We start from the raw sequence: 13,142 nt of genomic DNA, 5'->3' as shown, positions 1-13,142 counted from the left end.
GCCAGAGGCAAGCTTGCCTTCCCCTCGTCTCATTATTTAAACGCCTTAGCCACAGCCTTGCCAATGGCTTCAGCCATCACGCCCGGTGCTTTCCTCGCCACAACGTCTTCAACAACGTCCTGCATCTTTAGACGAACATGGTAGGATGGTGCTCTCGGAATAAAGAATAGCACTGGAACCACCCGCCCCTTTCCTACCAGTTGATAAATGCCCGTCGGACGCCCGTTCCCTTTGTCACGACCAACAAAATAATCAGTCTGCGCTCCTCGCGCGACTTTCTTTTGCTTCCGCAGCCTGTTCAGTGTTTTCACTGCAACGTTTTGTGAAGGATCTCTCATAACTTGAAGGCGGCTCAGTATCTGGATGATCTGACCTTGGCTCATATTGCCGTAACCATTGATCCTTGCTCCCGGCCCCGGCACTGCATATTGGCCGCCAGACAAAGGAGCAAGAGCCTTCTCAAACTTCTTTAAAGGACGATCCCCGCCAAATATCTGCGGCTTGAGATACTCTCCTGCTGGCGTTCCTTTGGGCGCATAATCTTTGGCTTGAATAGTAGCTGCGAGATTGTTGGGATTAGCAGGCTTGGAATAAAATGCATTCAACGTGAAAGGTGTCGGATTGTCGAACACATCTTTCATTTCTGCCTGCAATGCAAAAACTGACTGTTTCGCCAGTTTATTGAGGGCAAAGGCTGATGCGTCTTTGATGGCGTGATCGGAAAGGTCAGACAGCGAGTTCTGAACCTTCTTCATATCGACCTTAATTGTGAACACCAGCTTACCCTTTTACCACAACAAAAAACCGCGCCTCTTACGAGAGCGCGGCATAGATACGCAGAAAGAATACAACTTCATTCAATGCGGTTCGACGTGGATTTCATCCACTTTCCCCGATTTAAAGTTGTATTTGCAGAACACTGTTGAATGAACCATCGCACCATACTGGTTCTGGAACTGGGCGTTATTCTCAATCAGTATCGCGTAACCCTTTTTCGGGTAATCGCTCCCGTTAAGAAAAGAGTGGAATGACCCGCCAGACCAAACACTGGGGAAAACTGGTGTCCCAAATTTGGCCCCTTGTTCGGCCTCCATCTGGCAAGTTACCCGCGCATCTATGGCCTTTGAATAGTTATTCATAAGGTCTGCGTTGTCCTTGCATGCTTTCCAGTCTTCTGAGCAAGTCGCTGAATTTTGTCCAGAACTGCTGGCATCCCCAGCAGGATCAACTGCCGATGGCTCTGCATGAACCAAGCTGGCCCCACAAATCCCTATGCTGATAGCCAACGCTGAAATTGCTGTTCTTAAGTAAGCCACGCACTTATCTCCTAATCAGACTCGCACCTGACAAGTATATAGTGGTGCAAGCGCAATCAGCGGTAGCATGGCTCCCAATTTCAATACACTGGCTATGTTGGCTCTTTGCCTTCTTTGGCCGTAGCCATCACGAGCCAGCCCAGAATGACAATCTGGGGCAGAGTATCATTTGTGTAGTTCAGCCCGTCCCCTCCACCGCTCAAGCCCACGCCATATGGCATCCATAGACACAGGATGCCCGGCGCACATCGGTTCGCAGTCATCACGCACTGGCTCATCATCATCAGAATGTTCAGAGCGCGCTGCGGTATAACGCAGAAGAACCTGCCGAACGCCTTCCATGCATAAGCCAGCCTTGCGGCCAATCTCACGCAATGACAGGCCTTTGCGCCGCTCTTCAACAATGAACATCACCACATCGGGAGGATTGGTTCTGCTCGCTGCAAGCCGCGCAAATGCGTCCGGCGCTGTCATGCCTTCGCCAGATCCAACGGAAGCATCTGCCAGGACTGTGCCGGGGTCTCTCGCACATGCAGGCGGAGATAGGCCTTTGTGCTGTCGATGCGGATGCTGTCTGCAATAGCGTCCATGGCCCGCTTCCATTCGGGGTCCGAGACATTGTGCCGGCGCAGGCCAAGAATTTTCGTGGCGGAAAGCTTGCCTTCTTTCCCGACGTCAAACGCATCCATCACAATGGTTTTGAGGTTCGCGTTTGCGCCGTCAGTCCAGCGCTCAAACACCTCATCCAGCAGGCTCTTTGCAACCTGCAGTTCCGGGCCAAACGAGATATTTTCGCCCATGCACACGGACACGCGCAAATGCCCATCATAACTGCTCAGGGTGGTGTTGCCTTTCGCGCCACCAACCCGGGCCTGATATTTTTCGTGCAGAAGCTCCTGCAGCGCAGCGACCTCGCTGAACCCTTCTTTCTTGAAGGTGGAAAGGTCCTGCGCGATCACACCGGCCTTGGCATGCAGGCTGCGGACCAGCTCATCTTCCAGCAGGTCCTGCGGCTTGACATTCTCACGAGGGACAAGCCGCCCCTGAGCGTCCATCATGTATCCGTCAGGAATGCTCATGCCGCACTCTCCGCTGCCTGGCGAGATTTCTCCCAACACTCATGCGCACGTTCTGTGGCCCACAAGCGTTGCCCAGGAAGTGGAGCCGTTTCCCGCAGCACTTCGTAATGAAAAGCAGTCCGGCGCCAAAATGCCAGCATAGGATTTTCTTCCTCATACTGCTTGCGGCGGTGCCGGGGTTCTTTGCGAGCCAATGAACATCTCCTGAAAAATGCTGCCATGAACGCAAAGTCGGTCAGTCCAGGAATTTCCCGGAGCCGTCACCGTCCTGCACATGAGCGTAGCGTGTTGTCGTGGCGAGAGACGCATGCCCCACAGACCGCTGGACGGCGTGAACGTGCGCCCCGCGATCCAGCGAGTGCGAAACATGAGCGTGCCGGAGCCAGTGCGCCGAAAACGACGATGGCAATCCGGCACGCTTCCCGGCCCGCTTGACGATGCGATGAGCCGCATCATGCGAGAGCGGGCCGCCATTGTGGCCGGGGACAAGCGGAGCCTTTGGCTCGGTGTCAACGCGCAGCGCCACAAGCTCTTTGAAGAGTCTGGCTGGTATTTCCACCGGCCTTGTCTTGTTGCCCTTACCGAAAACTGAGGCCACGCCGCCTTGCTGCCTGCGCGTCACGTCCCGCCATGTCAGGCGGCACGCCTCAGAAATGCGCAGTCCCATCACGTAGAGAAGCCGCAACAGTGCGCGGCGGCGCGGGCATTTTTCCATATCAATGAGCGTGGCAACCTGCACTTGCGACAAAATGCGCTCGTGCAGGCTGTCACGCTCCCGGTCCAGTCTGAGGGCTTGCCCTACGTTGCGCGTCAGCATTTCAGTCTCCGCGCCAAACGCGGTGAGAGATTTCACTGCGGCCATCGCCAGGCGGCGAGAAGAGGCTGCGCCTCCCAGACTGTCCGACCAGTTTTGCAGGTCCGGCAACGTCACGTCCGCCAGTGGCTTCCCCGCATGAGCGAGGAGCGCCAGCGCAAAGCGCTCATAGGCGCGGCGTGTGTTTTCGGACTTGCTATGCAGCCACGCTCTGATGAGCATTTTGTCAGCAGGAGATGGGCTGCTTTTCTGCGCGGTCTGAACCGCCATTCCGGCAGTATCTCCACTAACCATTTGAAATGCCTAGATTTGTGGCTACTTTTCCCCCTCAAAAATCCGCGTGATAACATCAATTATCTTGCGGGTTTTATGGGGCATCTGCGGGTTATCTTGCACATCCCCGCGTAGGGGATGCGTGATAACTCGGGGTTATTCTTGCGGGTTTAATCAGACGGCGCACCGCCTTTTTTGCGTCCCTTGCTCCCTATGCGCGGGCCATGACCAAGCACGCTCCGCAGCATTCCGGCCGGAAATTTTTCCGTCTGGATGGCCTGCCGCTCACGCGCCAGCGCACCATCGACTTCTGCCAGAATGGGGCCTGCAACCCTCTGCACGCGGCATAGCTGGCGCAAAGAAAGAGACGCAATCGAACGGCAGCGGGCGATGTCTCCCGCCACGCAAAGACCGGTGACGGTAACATCAGCACGGTGCCGGGGCAGCGTTGCGCCGATAATAGGCACCGCGTCGCACGATTTCCGGCGCACCGACACAATCAGCCAGGCACGGTGTTTGCGCAGCACAACATCCCCACGGCAGACAGGCTGCACATGATCGGCCATGCGTCATCACTTTTCAGGAGATACAAAAAAAGCCGTGACCCTTGCGGATACACGACTTCTGATCTTGGCAACTTAGTTTGCCCGCTTTCGGAAAGCAAGTTTTTTGTTATCGGGTGCGTTTTTCGTTATTTTCAAAAATGGCTCCCATCGCCATAATATAGGCATGCGCAGGCAAAGACACTGGAAACCATGCAGTGGTGGACAGAAGACGGAATTTGATCACCGCATATTCCTCCCCGGCATATCGTCATAAAGCTCCACCAGCTGCTCCAGCAGCAGTTCAATGGCACCAGAAATTTTGGCGTGGTCCTTCTTCAACTCGGCCTTCATCTTGTTGATGGACATGCCCTGAATCATCATCATGTGCAGGAACCGCCAGCTGACCTTGCCGAGAGAGCGCCGCACAGCCTCACACCGGGTTACCGCTGCAGCGCGGGAAATAAGAGACAACTCAGGGTCAGCCTTCCCGCCAGACTTCCCCGCTTCCGGATCCCGCGCGCCCTCAACGCCCGTCTCATAATCCCGCGCCCACATTTCCGCAGCTGCAACGTGGCAGTCCTTAATGGCTCCGGACTTGCGCAACGTGTAGAGCGCACCGGAAGACCGCAGGCAGGGCGTGTAGATGCCCTTGCGGATCTCGATATCTGTCTCCGCAATATCGCCTTTTGCGAGCCGCTCTGGTGTCGGCTCTATCGTTTTCTGCATGCTGCTGCCCCGCCTGCCTGTGTGTATCGACCGTAAACGTCACGGGGCTGCCCGCGTGATGCGTCCCGACGGCGCGCCATGCTGGCTTCCAGCTCCTCATTGGCGCGCCGTTTCCGAATTTCTGAAAATTTGTGATCAACCCGGCGTTTCGCCGCCTGCAGGAACGCACTAAGCACGCACTTGCTCTCCCTCGCTGGAAACACGCATACGCGGCACAACCTTTTTGCCGTCACACGTCAGGCACAGGCCATAAGCCGGCACGCTGATCCGGTGGAACAGATCTCCGCCAGTCCATGTGCCAATACGAATGCCGGAGCCGTTGCAGGCCGGGCAGCGCTGGTTCTGCGCAACAAGCGCCAGATGGCAGGGCTTTTTCATGCCGCTGCCCGTGCATTCTGCTGGAAAAACGCCTCATAGGCGGAACGGTCACGCTCGCACGGCGGCAGGCCATTGCGGGCGGCAATCTCTGGCCACTCACGCTGCACGCGAGAGTAATTGCCATCGTCACGCACAGCAGCACCAAATACGGAACATTGGCGCATCCATGCCTCATCAGCCTTCCGCTTCCAGTCTGGCGTAGGAGGCGGAGCATCGGGGGCTACCTCAGCGACCAGCTGCACAACCTCTTCTCCGCTTATGGCGCGCTGCACCGGGGCCTTAAACACGCCCATGGTGCGGGGATTTTCTCGATTTTCGTCCATTTTCCGCCGATGCGCAGCAATGGCGGAGACTATGAGGTCTGCTGAAACGCCATCCTTAAGCCATCCCCGAGCAAAAGAGACTGCAAACCCGGCCTGGTCTCCACCGAGGCCCGAGGCTGCGAGCATGCGGGCTGCAAGCTGCTGCACCTGGGCAGCAGCTGCCGGCTGGGTTTCGGTTTCCGTCGGTTCTCTAGAAATAGAACAAGAAGGAATATGTATATCTCTCTCTGATTCTAGATCTATGGAAACCGAAGAAACCGAACCAGAAACCGAAACAGCGTTGGGTTTTTTGTTTGGGTTTTTGTCCTGCCCAGCCGGGACCACAGAAAGCAGGGGCATGGAGCGTTGGTCATCAGCAGAAGCCACAGGGTTTTTGCGGGGGCGTCCACCACGCTTGCCGTTCTCCCGCGCTGTAATCTGCTTGCGGGTCAGGCCCTCATCATCAGCACCACCTGCCTGTGCCTGTTCCCAGCGCTGGTCAGCCTGTGCCTTGCGGGCTGCACGGGCCTCACTGCGCAGAGCCTTGTCGTACAGATGTGGGCTGTAGAGCGCGCCTGCGTCATCCCGCGCCATAAACCCGGCCTGCAGGATGGTGGGCAGCGTACGGGCCAGATCATCCAGCCCAAGGCTGGCCTGCCGGGCAATCTGCTCATCCGTCAGCACAATGCTACCAGCGCGGAACACGCTGCTGCGCATTTCCTTGAGCGCATCATGCAGATTGACCACCACGCCGCGCAGTTCTGGCGCCATGGAGCGGAGAACGCGCAGCGGCGTCATGCCGGAGCGGTCAAAGGTTTTGAGATTGGGTGAGGTCATGCCCCTGCCCCTTTATCGCTGACCACATAACTCTGGCCGCTCTTCTGCACACCATGAACAATGCCCATGGCGCGCTGCAGAACATGGATGGCCCGTGACAGCTTTGGGGCAATTTCATTGGCTTCGGGCAGATCAATCTGGTGGTCATCCAGTATCCGCATAGCCGTGCTGAGGATATCACCCGAGGACATGGCAAATTCGCTCATATCACTGCCAAAATCCCCTGGGCCGATATGCATGGGAATAACCACATACCCCAGAGCCTGCGCCATGGCTGCCAGAATCAGCGGCTTTTCCGCGCAGTGGTCCAGATCAAGGGCCACATCGACCGGCACCATGCCGTCCCGCTGCCGGTTGGAATAATCGGAAAACTGGGTGCGCCCCACGCGGCTGATAGTGGCAGCGGCATCAATGCCCCCCACATGCTCAACCGCCTGCTTGGTCGCCGTTTTCAGGCTGGGCACAAACCGGTAGGAATAAGGGGAAGTCATGGCTCCCTCCCATGCTGGGCGGCCACGTTGCCGCAGCCGCCCACATCGTCCATTTTGTGCTTTCCACAACAACAAAAGGACGATTCCGTGATGGACGTAAGAACATTGGCAGCAAAGGCAAAAGCTGGCCGGGAAGCCGCAAACCAAGCACCCTCTAACACTCTTGAACCGGGCGCTAGGTCGGTCACATCGTTTGAATGCACCCCACTATCTGACCAGACGAAAGCAACCGTGGAGGAGAATATTCTCCTCGAAATACTTGCTCGTCTTCCAGACGGGATTCCCGCGCTTGAAAACGCTATCAACTGCTCATGCACGAGATTGTCAGAAGCAGAGGCTCTTGATGCATTAAGAGCTGAAAAAGAAGAGATCATCTGCGCCATTAGAGCTTCCCTTCCCGCTTGATAAGCAAATCTCTAATGGAACCCCCAAGCTCCTTACAGAAATCATAAAACTCATCTCTGGATTTAAATTTTTTTCGATCTTCAGGACGAAGAGATATCCAGAGAGAGGCAATGCAAATATAGGCTCGCATGTCATGAGGAATGTATCGGGGGTTCTTAAGCAGCCAGAAGACAACATCCCCCCCCATGGCTTTATAGAACTTGGGCATCCACTGTGAACGCAGTTCAGCTGGAGAGCTTGTCCGGAAAGATTCCAGAACTGAAAGCTGCCCGCTTTTTTTCTTTTGCATGTAGACTTTCCATGCATGCCGATAATAGGAGCGGGCCAAAAACTGCTGCGCCACCTCAAAGCCAAGAGTGACCGCTCCTGCCGTCAGGACAATCTTGATTAAGGAGGGAGAACGCCCACCAGTCTGCTTGGTCGCCGTTTTCAGGCTGGGCACAAACCGGTGGGAATAAGGGGAGGTCATGCGTACCCTCCTGACTGCATACACGCTTTGCAGGCCGATCTGTTGTCAGATCGGCCTGCTGCCTTCACCGTGCCGGTTGCCCAACAAGACATGGTGAAACTTGTATGAAAATTGAAATTAAAAAGCAGCCTGCACCACGAAATGCCCTCTCTAAGAGGAGCACTGCGCATGGCTGACACTCTCGCTACTCTTGATCCTTTCACATACAAACTTGCCGTACATGTGCAGGCTCTTGAAACTGAGAGCATATATCTACGGCAAATTGTGGCTGCATTACTCAGAGATGCAGCCACCAGCGTTTTGGCTGAGGTCTCTGCCATCATAAAAGCGACAGAAGAAAAGGAGCCCACACTCATAACGGACGGCATCGATCAAGAATATGCACGATGCCACTCATCACGCGTCGCAGCAGACTGGATGAAGATTTTGGAGATTTGTAAGACGCAAAAGCCCTGATTTCAGCCTCTCGTTCATCAGAGAGGATATTGAAGCCTGATGGGCCGGTCTGCCCCTTCAAAGTTTCAATCACTGGCGCATCGTTCTGCTGGGCGGCCACGTTGCCGCAGCCGCCCACATCGTCCATTTTGTGTTTTCCACAACAACAGAAGGACGATTCTTTATGGTTTCCAATCCCCCTCTCACGCGTGAAGGCCTTATCTGGAAAGTGGCGCTGACTATTGCCGCAGCAGAAGGGAAAACAGACACTAAAGATCGGATTATAGCAGACAGAAATTATATTCTTGATCTTTTGGAAAAGGTAGCAGCTATAATTGATAAAGGTCCGCTTATGATTGCTCATGCCGGAAAGTAAATACTCTTCCAGTATTTTGGCAGATTCAACAGATGCTTTGAGTTCATCATCTGTATAGGATGCCTTGAACCGTACACGCTCCAGACACCACTGGCGCGTTTGGATAAGCATCTGCTCACGGATGCAATCAGAGGGAATGCCTTCACCCTGAGTCATTTTGGGCATGGAGGTAGATTTTTTCATGATTGCATCCGTGTTGCTTGCATACGCGGCAAGCGGACTGAGTTCGGCTGACAGCCAAAAGCGCAAGCGGCATGGTTCGTCTCATGAGACATGATTATGCCGCTTCTTCTATATTTTCAGGATTAGGGAATAAATCAGGACGTAGTTCTGCTGCCGAGCGCCCTGTAACAGCAGAGACCTTCTCCACGTGCTTTTTCGGCACGCGCTTCCATTGGGAAACAGCAGCCGTGCTGAGACCGCAGGCCTCAGAAATAGCCTTATTCAAGCCTCTCAGCATCATGATCTCAGTCAGAACAGCGTCTTTCATGCCCAGCAACTTAGTTTTGCTAAGTAGAAATTGCAAGCGAAACTAAGCGGGGCCTTAAGGATGCTATGAGAGAATGTCGGCTATGAACACGCCATCATCAAATGCAAAACCCAAGGCTACCGAAGCAGATAGAGAGCGTGGACGCCGTATCGCCAAGGCAAGAACAAAAATAGAACTTACGCAAGCTGAATTAGCTGATAAGATAGGAGTGTCAGCTGGATTGGTAGGACAGTGGGAGACTGGATCTACAGGCCTAACACCCAAGAAAGCTGCGCTCCTTGAACGTGTTCTGAAGGTGTCTATGACTTGGCTGCTAACGGGGAATGACCCTGACCAGACACGACGCGCTCAAACTGAGACCGAATTGGAACAGCTCGCACTGATTCGCTCTGTGCCGATCGAGAACCAAGAAAAGTTTCTAGAGATTGTAAGATCAGCAGCAAAAGCCTTCTCAAAGAAGGAAACTTAGTTTCTCTAAGTTTTTTATTGACCCAGAAACTTAGTTTTGCTTAGTTAACTCCATCACAACCCGTGATGGAGAAACCCCATGGCAAAGATGCCAGCGCCGCCCCGGCCCAATCCGGCATTTAAAAACGAACCATTCAAGCCGTCGCTTTTAGATCGCCTACGTGGATCATACCCCAACACAGCATCAGGCAATCCTCTCTCCAAAAGCCCTCAAGAGGAACTGGAAAAGAATTTCCACAGGCAGGCCTCTGTTATAGTCACAGATGCATGGCTTGAACCTCTTGAGGAGGGAGCTCGCCTGATGATCATCTGTAATGATTATCAGAGAAACAATTCGGATTTTATTACCCTGTTACTTATTGGGGAAAATAAAATTCCTGTACGCTTTTCTTTCTCTTCTTATTTCAAGACAGGAAAGCTGTTTCAAGCCAGTGCATTAGGTCCGGCATGTTTTTCAAACCCGATTTTACCAGTTCGGAAGTTAGGGTTTTTAAGCTCTCAGCTGGAAGGGCTTGAATAGCATGTTTTATAGCACTCTTTTCTTCCCCTTCCCCATCTTCTTTATCAATCTGGGTGCAGATAAGTGCCTTGAGCGTATCCGCGTCGAGCCGAACGGTGACCACGCCCAGCTGGGCGCTCAATCCGCCATCGTCTCTCAGGAAATCAAGGCCGCGCGTCGTAATACGCGCCCCTCCCCAACCATTTATACCAACAAGAGACTCAAAGATTTGTGCGTCACACAGATCATTGTCCGCAATGTATTTGAGGTTAACAAGAAAATCCATCATTGGAACGGATTTTTCACAAAGCTCGTCAGTATTATTAATGATTTCATAAGGCCTTCTGGCAAGACCTTTCAGAATTCCTCTCCATATTGCCTCATGAACAACGTCTGTTTCGGTATCAGACATATGCAGTTTTCCTTTCTCGGTTCTGTGAACAAGACGAGAATGGAAAAAAAGGGAGAGTTGGGCAACCGGCTCTCCCACATGGGAGGCGTGGCATGAACACGCATCCACGCACCACAGCAGAGGCTCGCAGCCCCGCAGCATTCCCCGGCTGCCCGGTTCGCCCTGTTGGTATTACGGCCAAGAAGTATCATTTTGTTGATGCTCTGGGCCGCACCCGCGTCCTCAGTGAGCACGAAATCAGCCAGCGCCACATCATCAGTGGCCTGTTTGGAGACCACCATAATTGGCTCCTGACGAATTTCCCCAATATTGAGGATGGAGAGCCCACCGGCACATGGAGCGCATCCTCTGTGTCAGACTGGCTCAAGCACCGCGCCCTGTCCGCCTCGTTTGATATCTGCGAGCAGTTCCCCATTGCGGAAAGCCCGGAAATCAGCACGGCCCAGCGCTACATGGATTCCGAGACAATCCGCAAAATCTCTTTTCGCGTAGCAGATTTCACCAGCACACGCGGCACAGAAATTTACGATGAAGTGCGCAAGCTGGCGCAGGACGTGCTGCTGCAGTGTCATCGCCATGACCACCCGCTGGACCTGCAAGCCATGCTGGCCGCCCCGGAAGACGAGATCATCAATGATCTGCGCGTCATCCGCACCCACGCCAACAACAATCCGGGCCAGAGCCTCCCCACCGGCGCGCTCAGGTTTGAGGTGAAGGTGTAATGGCCATGACCGATGCCCTGGTGAAAATCACCACTCTCCGCGCCCAGCGTGACCAGCTTCTGGCCCATGCCAAAGATCTGGATGCCAGCACAGAGCAGTGTGCAGCGACCAACAACACAGAAGGCGCATCCGCATGGCGGCGCTTGGCCAATCTGGCCCGAAGCGAGGCCCATTGGCTCAATTTCCGCGCCACCGCCCTGTCTGACAGCATCAACACACTGGGAGAGCCCCGCAAATGCGCCTGACCTCACTCCGCAAATTTGGCCGCCGCTTTCATTCTGCCGTTGTCGGCTCCCCCATGCCTGCAGCCCCGCAGGATTATGGCATCAAGTCCTACCCCTGCACCGGCACCGCACAGGTCTGGGACCGCACAGGGGAATACGCGGACTTTGCCCGCCCGCAGATCTGCCAGCTTGAGCGCCTGCGCACATTATGCGGCCACCCGCTCAATTACCGCCTGACACTGCCTGACGGTACTCAGGCAACAGCTCCGGCCGCGCTAGTGCATATCCTTCCGGAAGAGCCCGCCAGCACAAACCTGATCGTGCTGGATATCCCGCGCCATGTGCCGCTGGTGGAGGTCCACCAGTGAGCCATGCCAGCACCAATCATGCTTCTGCTGCGCTGCGTGGCATGGGCCGCGCTGCGGGCATGCTGCTCAGCGGCCCGGCGCCGGGTCAAGGGGCACGCATTGATGACGGCCGTCAGGTCGATCTGGAGGAGGCCCTTGGTCGCTTTGGACCGAACGAGGCAGCCACCCGCGCCCTGAACCTGCACCTTGGCCAGCGCCTGCGCTCCGCCCGCGCCGCCCGCGGGCTTGCCATGCCGGCACTGGGTGCCCGCGTGGGCCGCTGTGGCCAGCAGATCCAGAAGTATGAAATCGGGCGGGACGCCATTAAGGCCGCCACGCTCTATCAGCTGGCCACCGTCCTCGGCGTCAGCATCGAATGGTTTTTTGAGGGGATTTCCCTGTGACCACAAACTATCTGCACAATGACCTGGACACCCATGTCATGAAAGAGGCGGTCAGCCGCAGTTTCAATTTTCGCCGTGCTGACGGTTCGAGCTTCTATGCCTTCAATCTAACGTGGAGCTATGGCCACCTCAGCATATCGGGCGATATGGGCGAGCTGATGCTTGAGCATTATTACGCTATGCCGACCTTTGAAAAGGCCGTGCATTGGGCTGCCGATGCTGAGAACCAATACTTGCTCGGAAAGAGCAATGTGCGGGAAGAATATGACGGTGAAAAGACGGCAAATTTCATCATTCAAGATGCTAATAGCGCCGTCATTGAAGCCTTAAATGGATCAAAATGGTTTGGGAAAAGCCGCTTAGATGGTGCGCGGCAAATTGCACAAAAAGTCAGGAAAGGCCTTTTAGAAAAAGAGGACTTAGAAGACTACGATATTTATTTTTTCCATAGGAGAAAAGGAGTCTCAACCCCTTCAGCATGCCCCGAATTTGATATCCCTGAACGCTTCTGGTCGTTCAGTGAAGTCTGGGACAAATGGGTGCAGATTTGGAAGGTGTTGGAGGGGTTTGGCCATTATAAAAAATGGTCAGATGACGAGCTGAAAAATGTTCTGAAACCATCATACCGCCGAGAAATGCGCGACGCTATTATTGATATGTGCAGCAGCGAAGATGGGGCTATAGAATTATTCAGAAGCTTTGAATACCTTGATGATTATCCCATCATGACTGACTATTCATTCACTAATTACCGCCTTGTTTCAGCCATCCGGTGGGCCTGCCAGCGTCTGATTTCTGAAGGTGTTGTGCCAGAAGAAAAGGCCGCAGCATGACCGACAAGAGCGACTTTGACGGTAAGAATGACTTCACAGTGGATGATGAAGCAGATCCTGTCACGGGCGGTATCAGCGCCGAACGGCTCCGGAGCATCATTGAACGCATTGAGCGGCTGGAAGAAGAGCGCAAGGCGCTGTCTGGCGATATCAAAGACATTTTCACAGAAGCCAAGTCTGCTGGCTTTGATGTGAAAGTAATTCGCCAGCTCATTAAAATTCGCAAGATGGAACCGAGCGAAGTGGAAGAGCAGGAAACACTGCTCGACATTTACCGCCGCGCCATTGGAATGTGAC

At 54.3% G+C, this 13,142-nt stretch carries 22 protein-coding genes; 7 read left to right on the top strand and 15 right to left on the bottom strand.

All coding sequences use genetic code 11. From position 1 onward, the window contains the following. Positions 1–32: 32 nt before the first annotated feature. From ACHQGU_RS02980 to ACHQGU_RS02915, 14 genes are all read right to left on the bottom strand, one after another. Positions 33–776 (bottom strand): hypothetical protein, encoded by a 744-nt coding sequence (locus tag ACHQGU_RS02980; protein ID WP_395495817.1) that lies wholly within the window; start codon positions 774–776, stop codon positions 33–35. 81 nt (positions 777–857) lie between these two features. After that, positions 858–1,316, bottom strand: coding sequence for a hypothetical protein (locus tag ACHQGU_RS02975; RefSeq protein WP_395495816.1), 459 nt, complete (start codon positions 1,314–1,316; stop codon positions 858–860). Between the two features lie 165 nt (positions 1,317–1,481). Further along, entirely contained in the window at positions 1,482–1,790 is a 309-nt protein-coding gene (locus tag ACHQGU_RS02970) for a hypothetical protein (RefSeq protein ID WP_395495815.1), read from the bottom strand. Then, positions 1,787–2,395: a DUF3164 family protein gene (locus ACHQGU_RS02965; RefSeq protein ID WP_025826156.1), complete on the bottom strand. Its 609-nt coding sequence runs from the start codon at positions 2,393–2,395 to the stop codon at positions 1,787–1,789. Before ACHQGU_RS02965 ends, ACHQGU_RS02970 begins: the two co-directional genes overlap by 4 nt. Positions 2,396–2,630: 235 nt before the next feature. Then, positions 2,631–3,479 carry a tyrosine-type recombinase/integrase gene (locus tag ACHQGU_RS02960; RefSeq protein WP_253550227.1) on the bottom strand — a complete coding sequence of 283 codons (849 nt, stop codon included), beginning with the start codon at positions 3,477–3,479 and terminating at the stop codon, positions 2,631–2,633. Positions 3,480–3,652: 173 nt separating this feature from the next. Continuing rightward, the gene (locus ACHQGU_RS02955) at positions 3,653–4,048 is read right to left on the bottom strand and encodes a hypothetical protein (RefSeq protein ID WP_281700960.1); all 396 of its coding nucleotides are present in this window, start codon (positions 4,046–4,048) and stop codon (positions 3,653–3,655) included. A 219-nt stretch (positions 4,049–4,267) separates the two neighbouring features. Further along, complete coding sequence (locus ACHQGU_RS02950; protein WP_395495814.1) at positions 4,268–4,753, bottom strand: hypothetical protein; 486 nt, start codon at positions 4,751–4,753, stop codon at positions 4,268–4,270. A gap of 168 nt (positions 4,754–4,921) precedes the next feature. Then, the gene (locus tag ACHQGU_RS02945) at positions 4,922–5,131 is read right to left on the bottom strand and encodes a hypothetical protein (RefSeq protein ID WP_395495813.1); all 210 of its coding nucleotides are present in this window, start codon (positions 5,129–5,131) and stop codon (positions 4,922–4,924) included. Continuing rightward, on the bottom strand, positions 5,128–6,270 hold the full coding sequence (locus ACHQGU_RS02940) for a hypothetical protein (protein WP_395495812.1): 1,143 nt from the start codon (positions 6,268–6,270) through the stop codon (positions 5,128–5,130). Before ACHQGU_RS02940 ends, ACHQGU_RS02945 begins: the two co-directional genes overlap by 4 nt. Beyond that, complete coding sequence (locus tag ACHQGU_RS02935) at positions 6,267–6,761, bottom strand: hypothetical protein (RefSeq protein WP_395495811.1); 495 nt, start codon at positions 6,759–6,761, stop codon at positions 6,267–6,269. Before ACHQGU_RS02935 ends, ACHQGU_RS02940 begins: the two co-directional genes overlap by 4 nt. Continuing rightward, complete coding sequence (locus ACHQGU_RS02930) at positions 6,758–7,144, bottom strand: hypothetical protein (RefSeq protein ID WP_395495810.1); 387 nt, start codon at positions 7,142–7,144, stop codon at positions 6,758–6,760. The genes ACHQGU_RS02935 and ACHQGU_RS02930 overlap by 4 nt, the downstream gene beginning before the upstream one ends. Continuing rightward, entirely contained in the window at positions 7,144–7,635 is a 492-nt protein-coding gene (locus ACHQGU_RS02925; RefSeq protein WP_395495809.1) for a hypothetical protein, read from the bottom strand. Before ACHQGU_RS02925 ends, ACHQGU_RS02930 begins: the two co-directional genes overlap by 1 nt. A 352-nt stretch (positions 7,636–7,987) precedes the next feature. Further along, positions 7,988–8,629, bottom strand: coding sequence for a hypothetical protein (locus ACHQGU_RS02920; protein ID WP_395495808.1), 642 nt, complete (start codon positions 8,627–8,629; stop codon positions 7,988–7,990). A 94-nt stretch (positions 8,630–8,723) separates the two neighbouring features. Further along, positions 8,724–8,936 (bottom strand): hypothetical protein, encoded by a 213-nt coding sequence (locus ACHQGU_RS02915; protein WP_395495807.1) that lies wholly within the window; start codon positions 8,934–8,936, stop codon positions 8,724–8,726. 73 nt (positions 8,937–9,009) lie between these two features. Between ACHQGU_RS02915 and ACHQGU_RS02910 the strand changes: the two genes are divergently transcribed. Continuing rightward, complete coding sequence (locus ACHQGU_RS02910; protein WP_281700968.1) at positions 9,010–9,405, top strand: helix-turn-helix domain-containing protein; 396 nt, start codon at positions 9,010–9,012, stop codon at positions 9,403–9,405. Positions 9,406–9,808: 403 nt separating this feature from the next. On the opposite strand, the gene ACHQGU_RS02905 is transcribed toward ACHQGU_RS02910, so the two are convergent. After that, positions 9,809–10,315, bottom strand: a complete 507-nt coding sequence (locus ACHQGU_RS02905; RefSeq protein WP_395495806.1) for a hypothetical protein — start codon at positions 10,313–10,315, stop codon at positions 9,809–9,811. 92 nt (positions 10,316–10,407) lie between these two features. Here ACHQGU_RS02905 and ACHQGU_RS02900 point away from each other — a divergent pair, with 92 nt between their 5' ends. Genes ACHQGU_RS02900 through ACHQGU_RS02875 form a run of 6 tightly spaced genes read left to right on the top strand, consistent with a single transcriptional unit; the run spans position 10,408 to position 13,141 of the window. Further along, on the top strand, positions 10,408–11,037 hold the full coding sequence (locus tag ACHQGU_RS02900; protein WP_395495805.1) for a hypothetical protein: 630 nt from the start codon (positions 10,408–10,410) through the stop codon (positions 11,035–11,037). Between the two features lie 5 nt (positions 11,038–11,042). Continuing rightward, positions 11,043–11,282, top strand: a complete 240-nt coding sequence (locus ACHQGU_RS02895; RefSeq protein WP_395495804.1) for a hypothetical protein — start codon at positions 11,043–11,045, stop codon at positions 11,280–11,282. After that, positions 11,273–11,629 carry a hypothetical protein gene (locus tag ACHQGU_RS02890; RefSeq protein WP_395495803.1) on the top strand — a complete coding sequence of 119 codons (357 nt, stop codon included), beginning with the start codon at positions 11,273–11,275 and terminating at the stop codon, positions 11,627–11,629. The genes ACHQGU_RS02895 and ACHQGU_RS02890 overlap by 10 nt, the downstream gene beginning before the upstream one ends. Further along, positions 11,626–12,012, top strand: coding sequence for a helix-turn-helix domain-containing protein (locus ACHQGU_RS02885; RefSeq protein ID WP_395495802.1), 387 nt, complete (start codon positions 11,626–11,628; stop codon positions 12,010–12,012). The genes ACHQGU_RS02890 and ACHQGU_RS02885 overlap by 4 nt, the downstream gene beginning before the upstream one ends. Beyond that, the gene (locus ACHQGU_RS02880) at positions 12,009–12,845 is read left to right on the top strand and encodes a hypothetical protein (protein ID WP_395495801.1); all 837 of its coding nucleotides are present in this window, start codon (positions 12,009–12,011) and stop codon (positions 12,843–12,845) included. The genes ACHQGU_RS02885 and ACHQGU_RS02880 overlap by 4 nt, the downstream gene beginning before the upstream one ends. Then, on the top strand, positions 12,842–13,141 hold the full coding sequence (locus tag ACHQGU_RS02875; protein ID WP_395495800.1) for a DUF2312 domain-containing protein: 300 nt from the start codon (positions 12,842–12,844) through the stop codon (positions 13,139–13,141). The genes ACHQGU_RS02880 and ACHQGU_RS02875 overlap by 4 nt, the downstream gene beginning before the upstream one ends. Position 13,142 lies beyond the last annotated feature (1 nt).

Source organism: Acetobacter sp. KSO5 (genome assembly GCF_044094635.1).
GTDB lineage: Bacteria > Pseudomonadota > Alphaproteobacteria > Acetobacterales > Acetobacteraceae > Acetobacter > Acetobacter cerevisiae.
This window is presented reverse-complemented; position numbering and strand designations above follow the sequence as displayed.

Bases quoted from the DNA above. Each gene is read 5' to 3' on its own strand.
- ACHQGU_RS02970 (WP_395495815.1), bottom strand. From the start codon at position 1,790: ATGACAGCGCCGGACGCATTTGCGCGGCTTGCAGCGAGCAGAACCAAT.
- ACHQGU_RS02965 (WP_025826156.1), bottom strand. From the start codon at position 2,395: ATGAGCATTCCTGACGGATACATGATGGACGCTCAGGGGCGGCTTGTC.
- ACHQGU_RS02960 (WP_253550227.1), bottom strand. From the start codon at position 3,479: ATGGCGGTTCAGACCGCGCAGAAAAGCAGCCCATCTCCTGCTGACAAA.
- ACHQGU_RS02955 (WP_281700960.1), bottom strand. From the start codon at position 4,048: ATGGCCGATCATGTGCAGCCTGTCTGCCGTGGGGATGTTGTGCTGCGC.
- ACHQGU_RS02950 (WP_395495814.1), bottom strand. From the start codon at position 4,753: ATGCAGAAAACGATAGAGCCGACACCAGAGCGGCTCGCAAAAGGCGAT.
- ACHQGU_RS02945 (WP_395495813.1), bottom strand. From the start codon at position 5,131: ATGAAAAAGCCCTGCCATCTGGCGCTTGTTGCGCAGAACCAGCGCTGC.
- ACHQGU_RS02940 (WP_395495812.1), bottom strand. From the start codon at position 6,270: ATGACCTCACCCAATCTCAAAACCTTTGACCGCTCCGGCATGACGCCG.
- ACHQGU_RS02935 (WP_395495811.1), bottom strand. From the start codon at position 6,761: ATGACTTCCCCTTATTCCTACCGGTTTGTGCCCAGCCTGAAAACGGCG.
- ACHQGU_RS02930 (WP_395495810.1), bottom strand. From the start codon at position 7,144: ATGGCGCAGATGATCTCTTCTTTTTCAGCTCTTAATGCATCAAGAGCC.
- ACHQGU_RS02925 (WP_395495809.1), bottom strand. From the start codon at position 7,635: ATGACCTCCCCTTATTCCCACCGGTTTGTGCCCAGCCTGAAAACGGCG.
- ACHQGU_RS02920 (WP_395495808.1), bottom strand. From the start codon at position 8,629: ATGAAAAAATCTACCTCCATGCCCAAAATGACTCAGGGTGAAGGCATT.
- ACHQGU_RS02915 (WP_395495807.1), bottom strand. From the start codon at position 8,936: ATGAAAGACGCTGTTCTGACTGAGATCATGATGCTGAGAGGCTTGAAT.
- ACHQGU_RS02910 (WP_281700968.1), top strand. From the start codon at position 9,010: ATGTCGGCTATGAACACGCCATCATCAAATGCAAAACCCAAGGCTACC.
- ACHQGU_RS02905 (WP_395495806.1), bottom strand. From the start codon at position 10,315: ATGTCTGATACCGAAACAGACGTTGTTCATGAGGCAATATGGAGAGGA.
- ACHQGU_RS02900 (WP_395495805.1), top strand. From the start codon at position 10,408: ATGAACACGCATCCACGCACCACAGCAGAGGCTCGCAGCCCCGCAGCA.
- ACHQGU_RS02895 (WP_395495804.1), top strand. From the start codon at position 11,043: ATGACCGATGCCCTGGTGAAAATCACCACTCTCCGCGCCCAGCGTGAC.
- ACHQGU_RS02890 (WP_395495803.1), top strand. From the start codon at position 11,273: ATGCGCCTGACCTCACTCCGCAAATTTGGCCGCCGCTTTCATTCTGCC.
- ACHQGU_RS02875 (WP_395495800.1), top strand. From the start codon at position 12,842: ATGACCGACAAGAGCGACTTTGACGGTAAGAATGACTTCACAGTGGAT.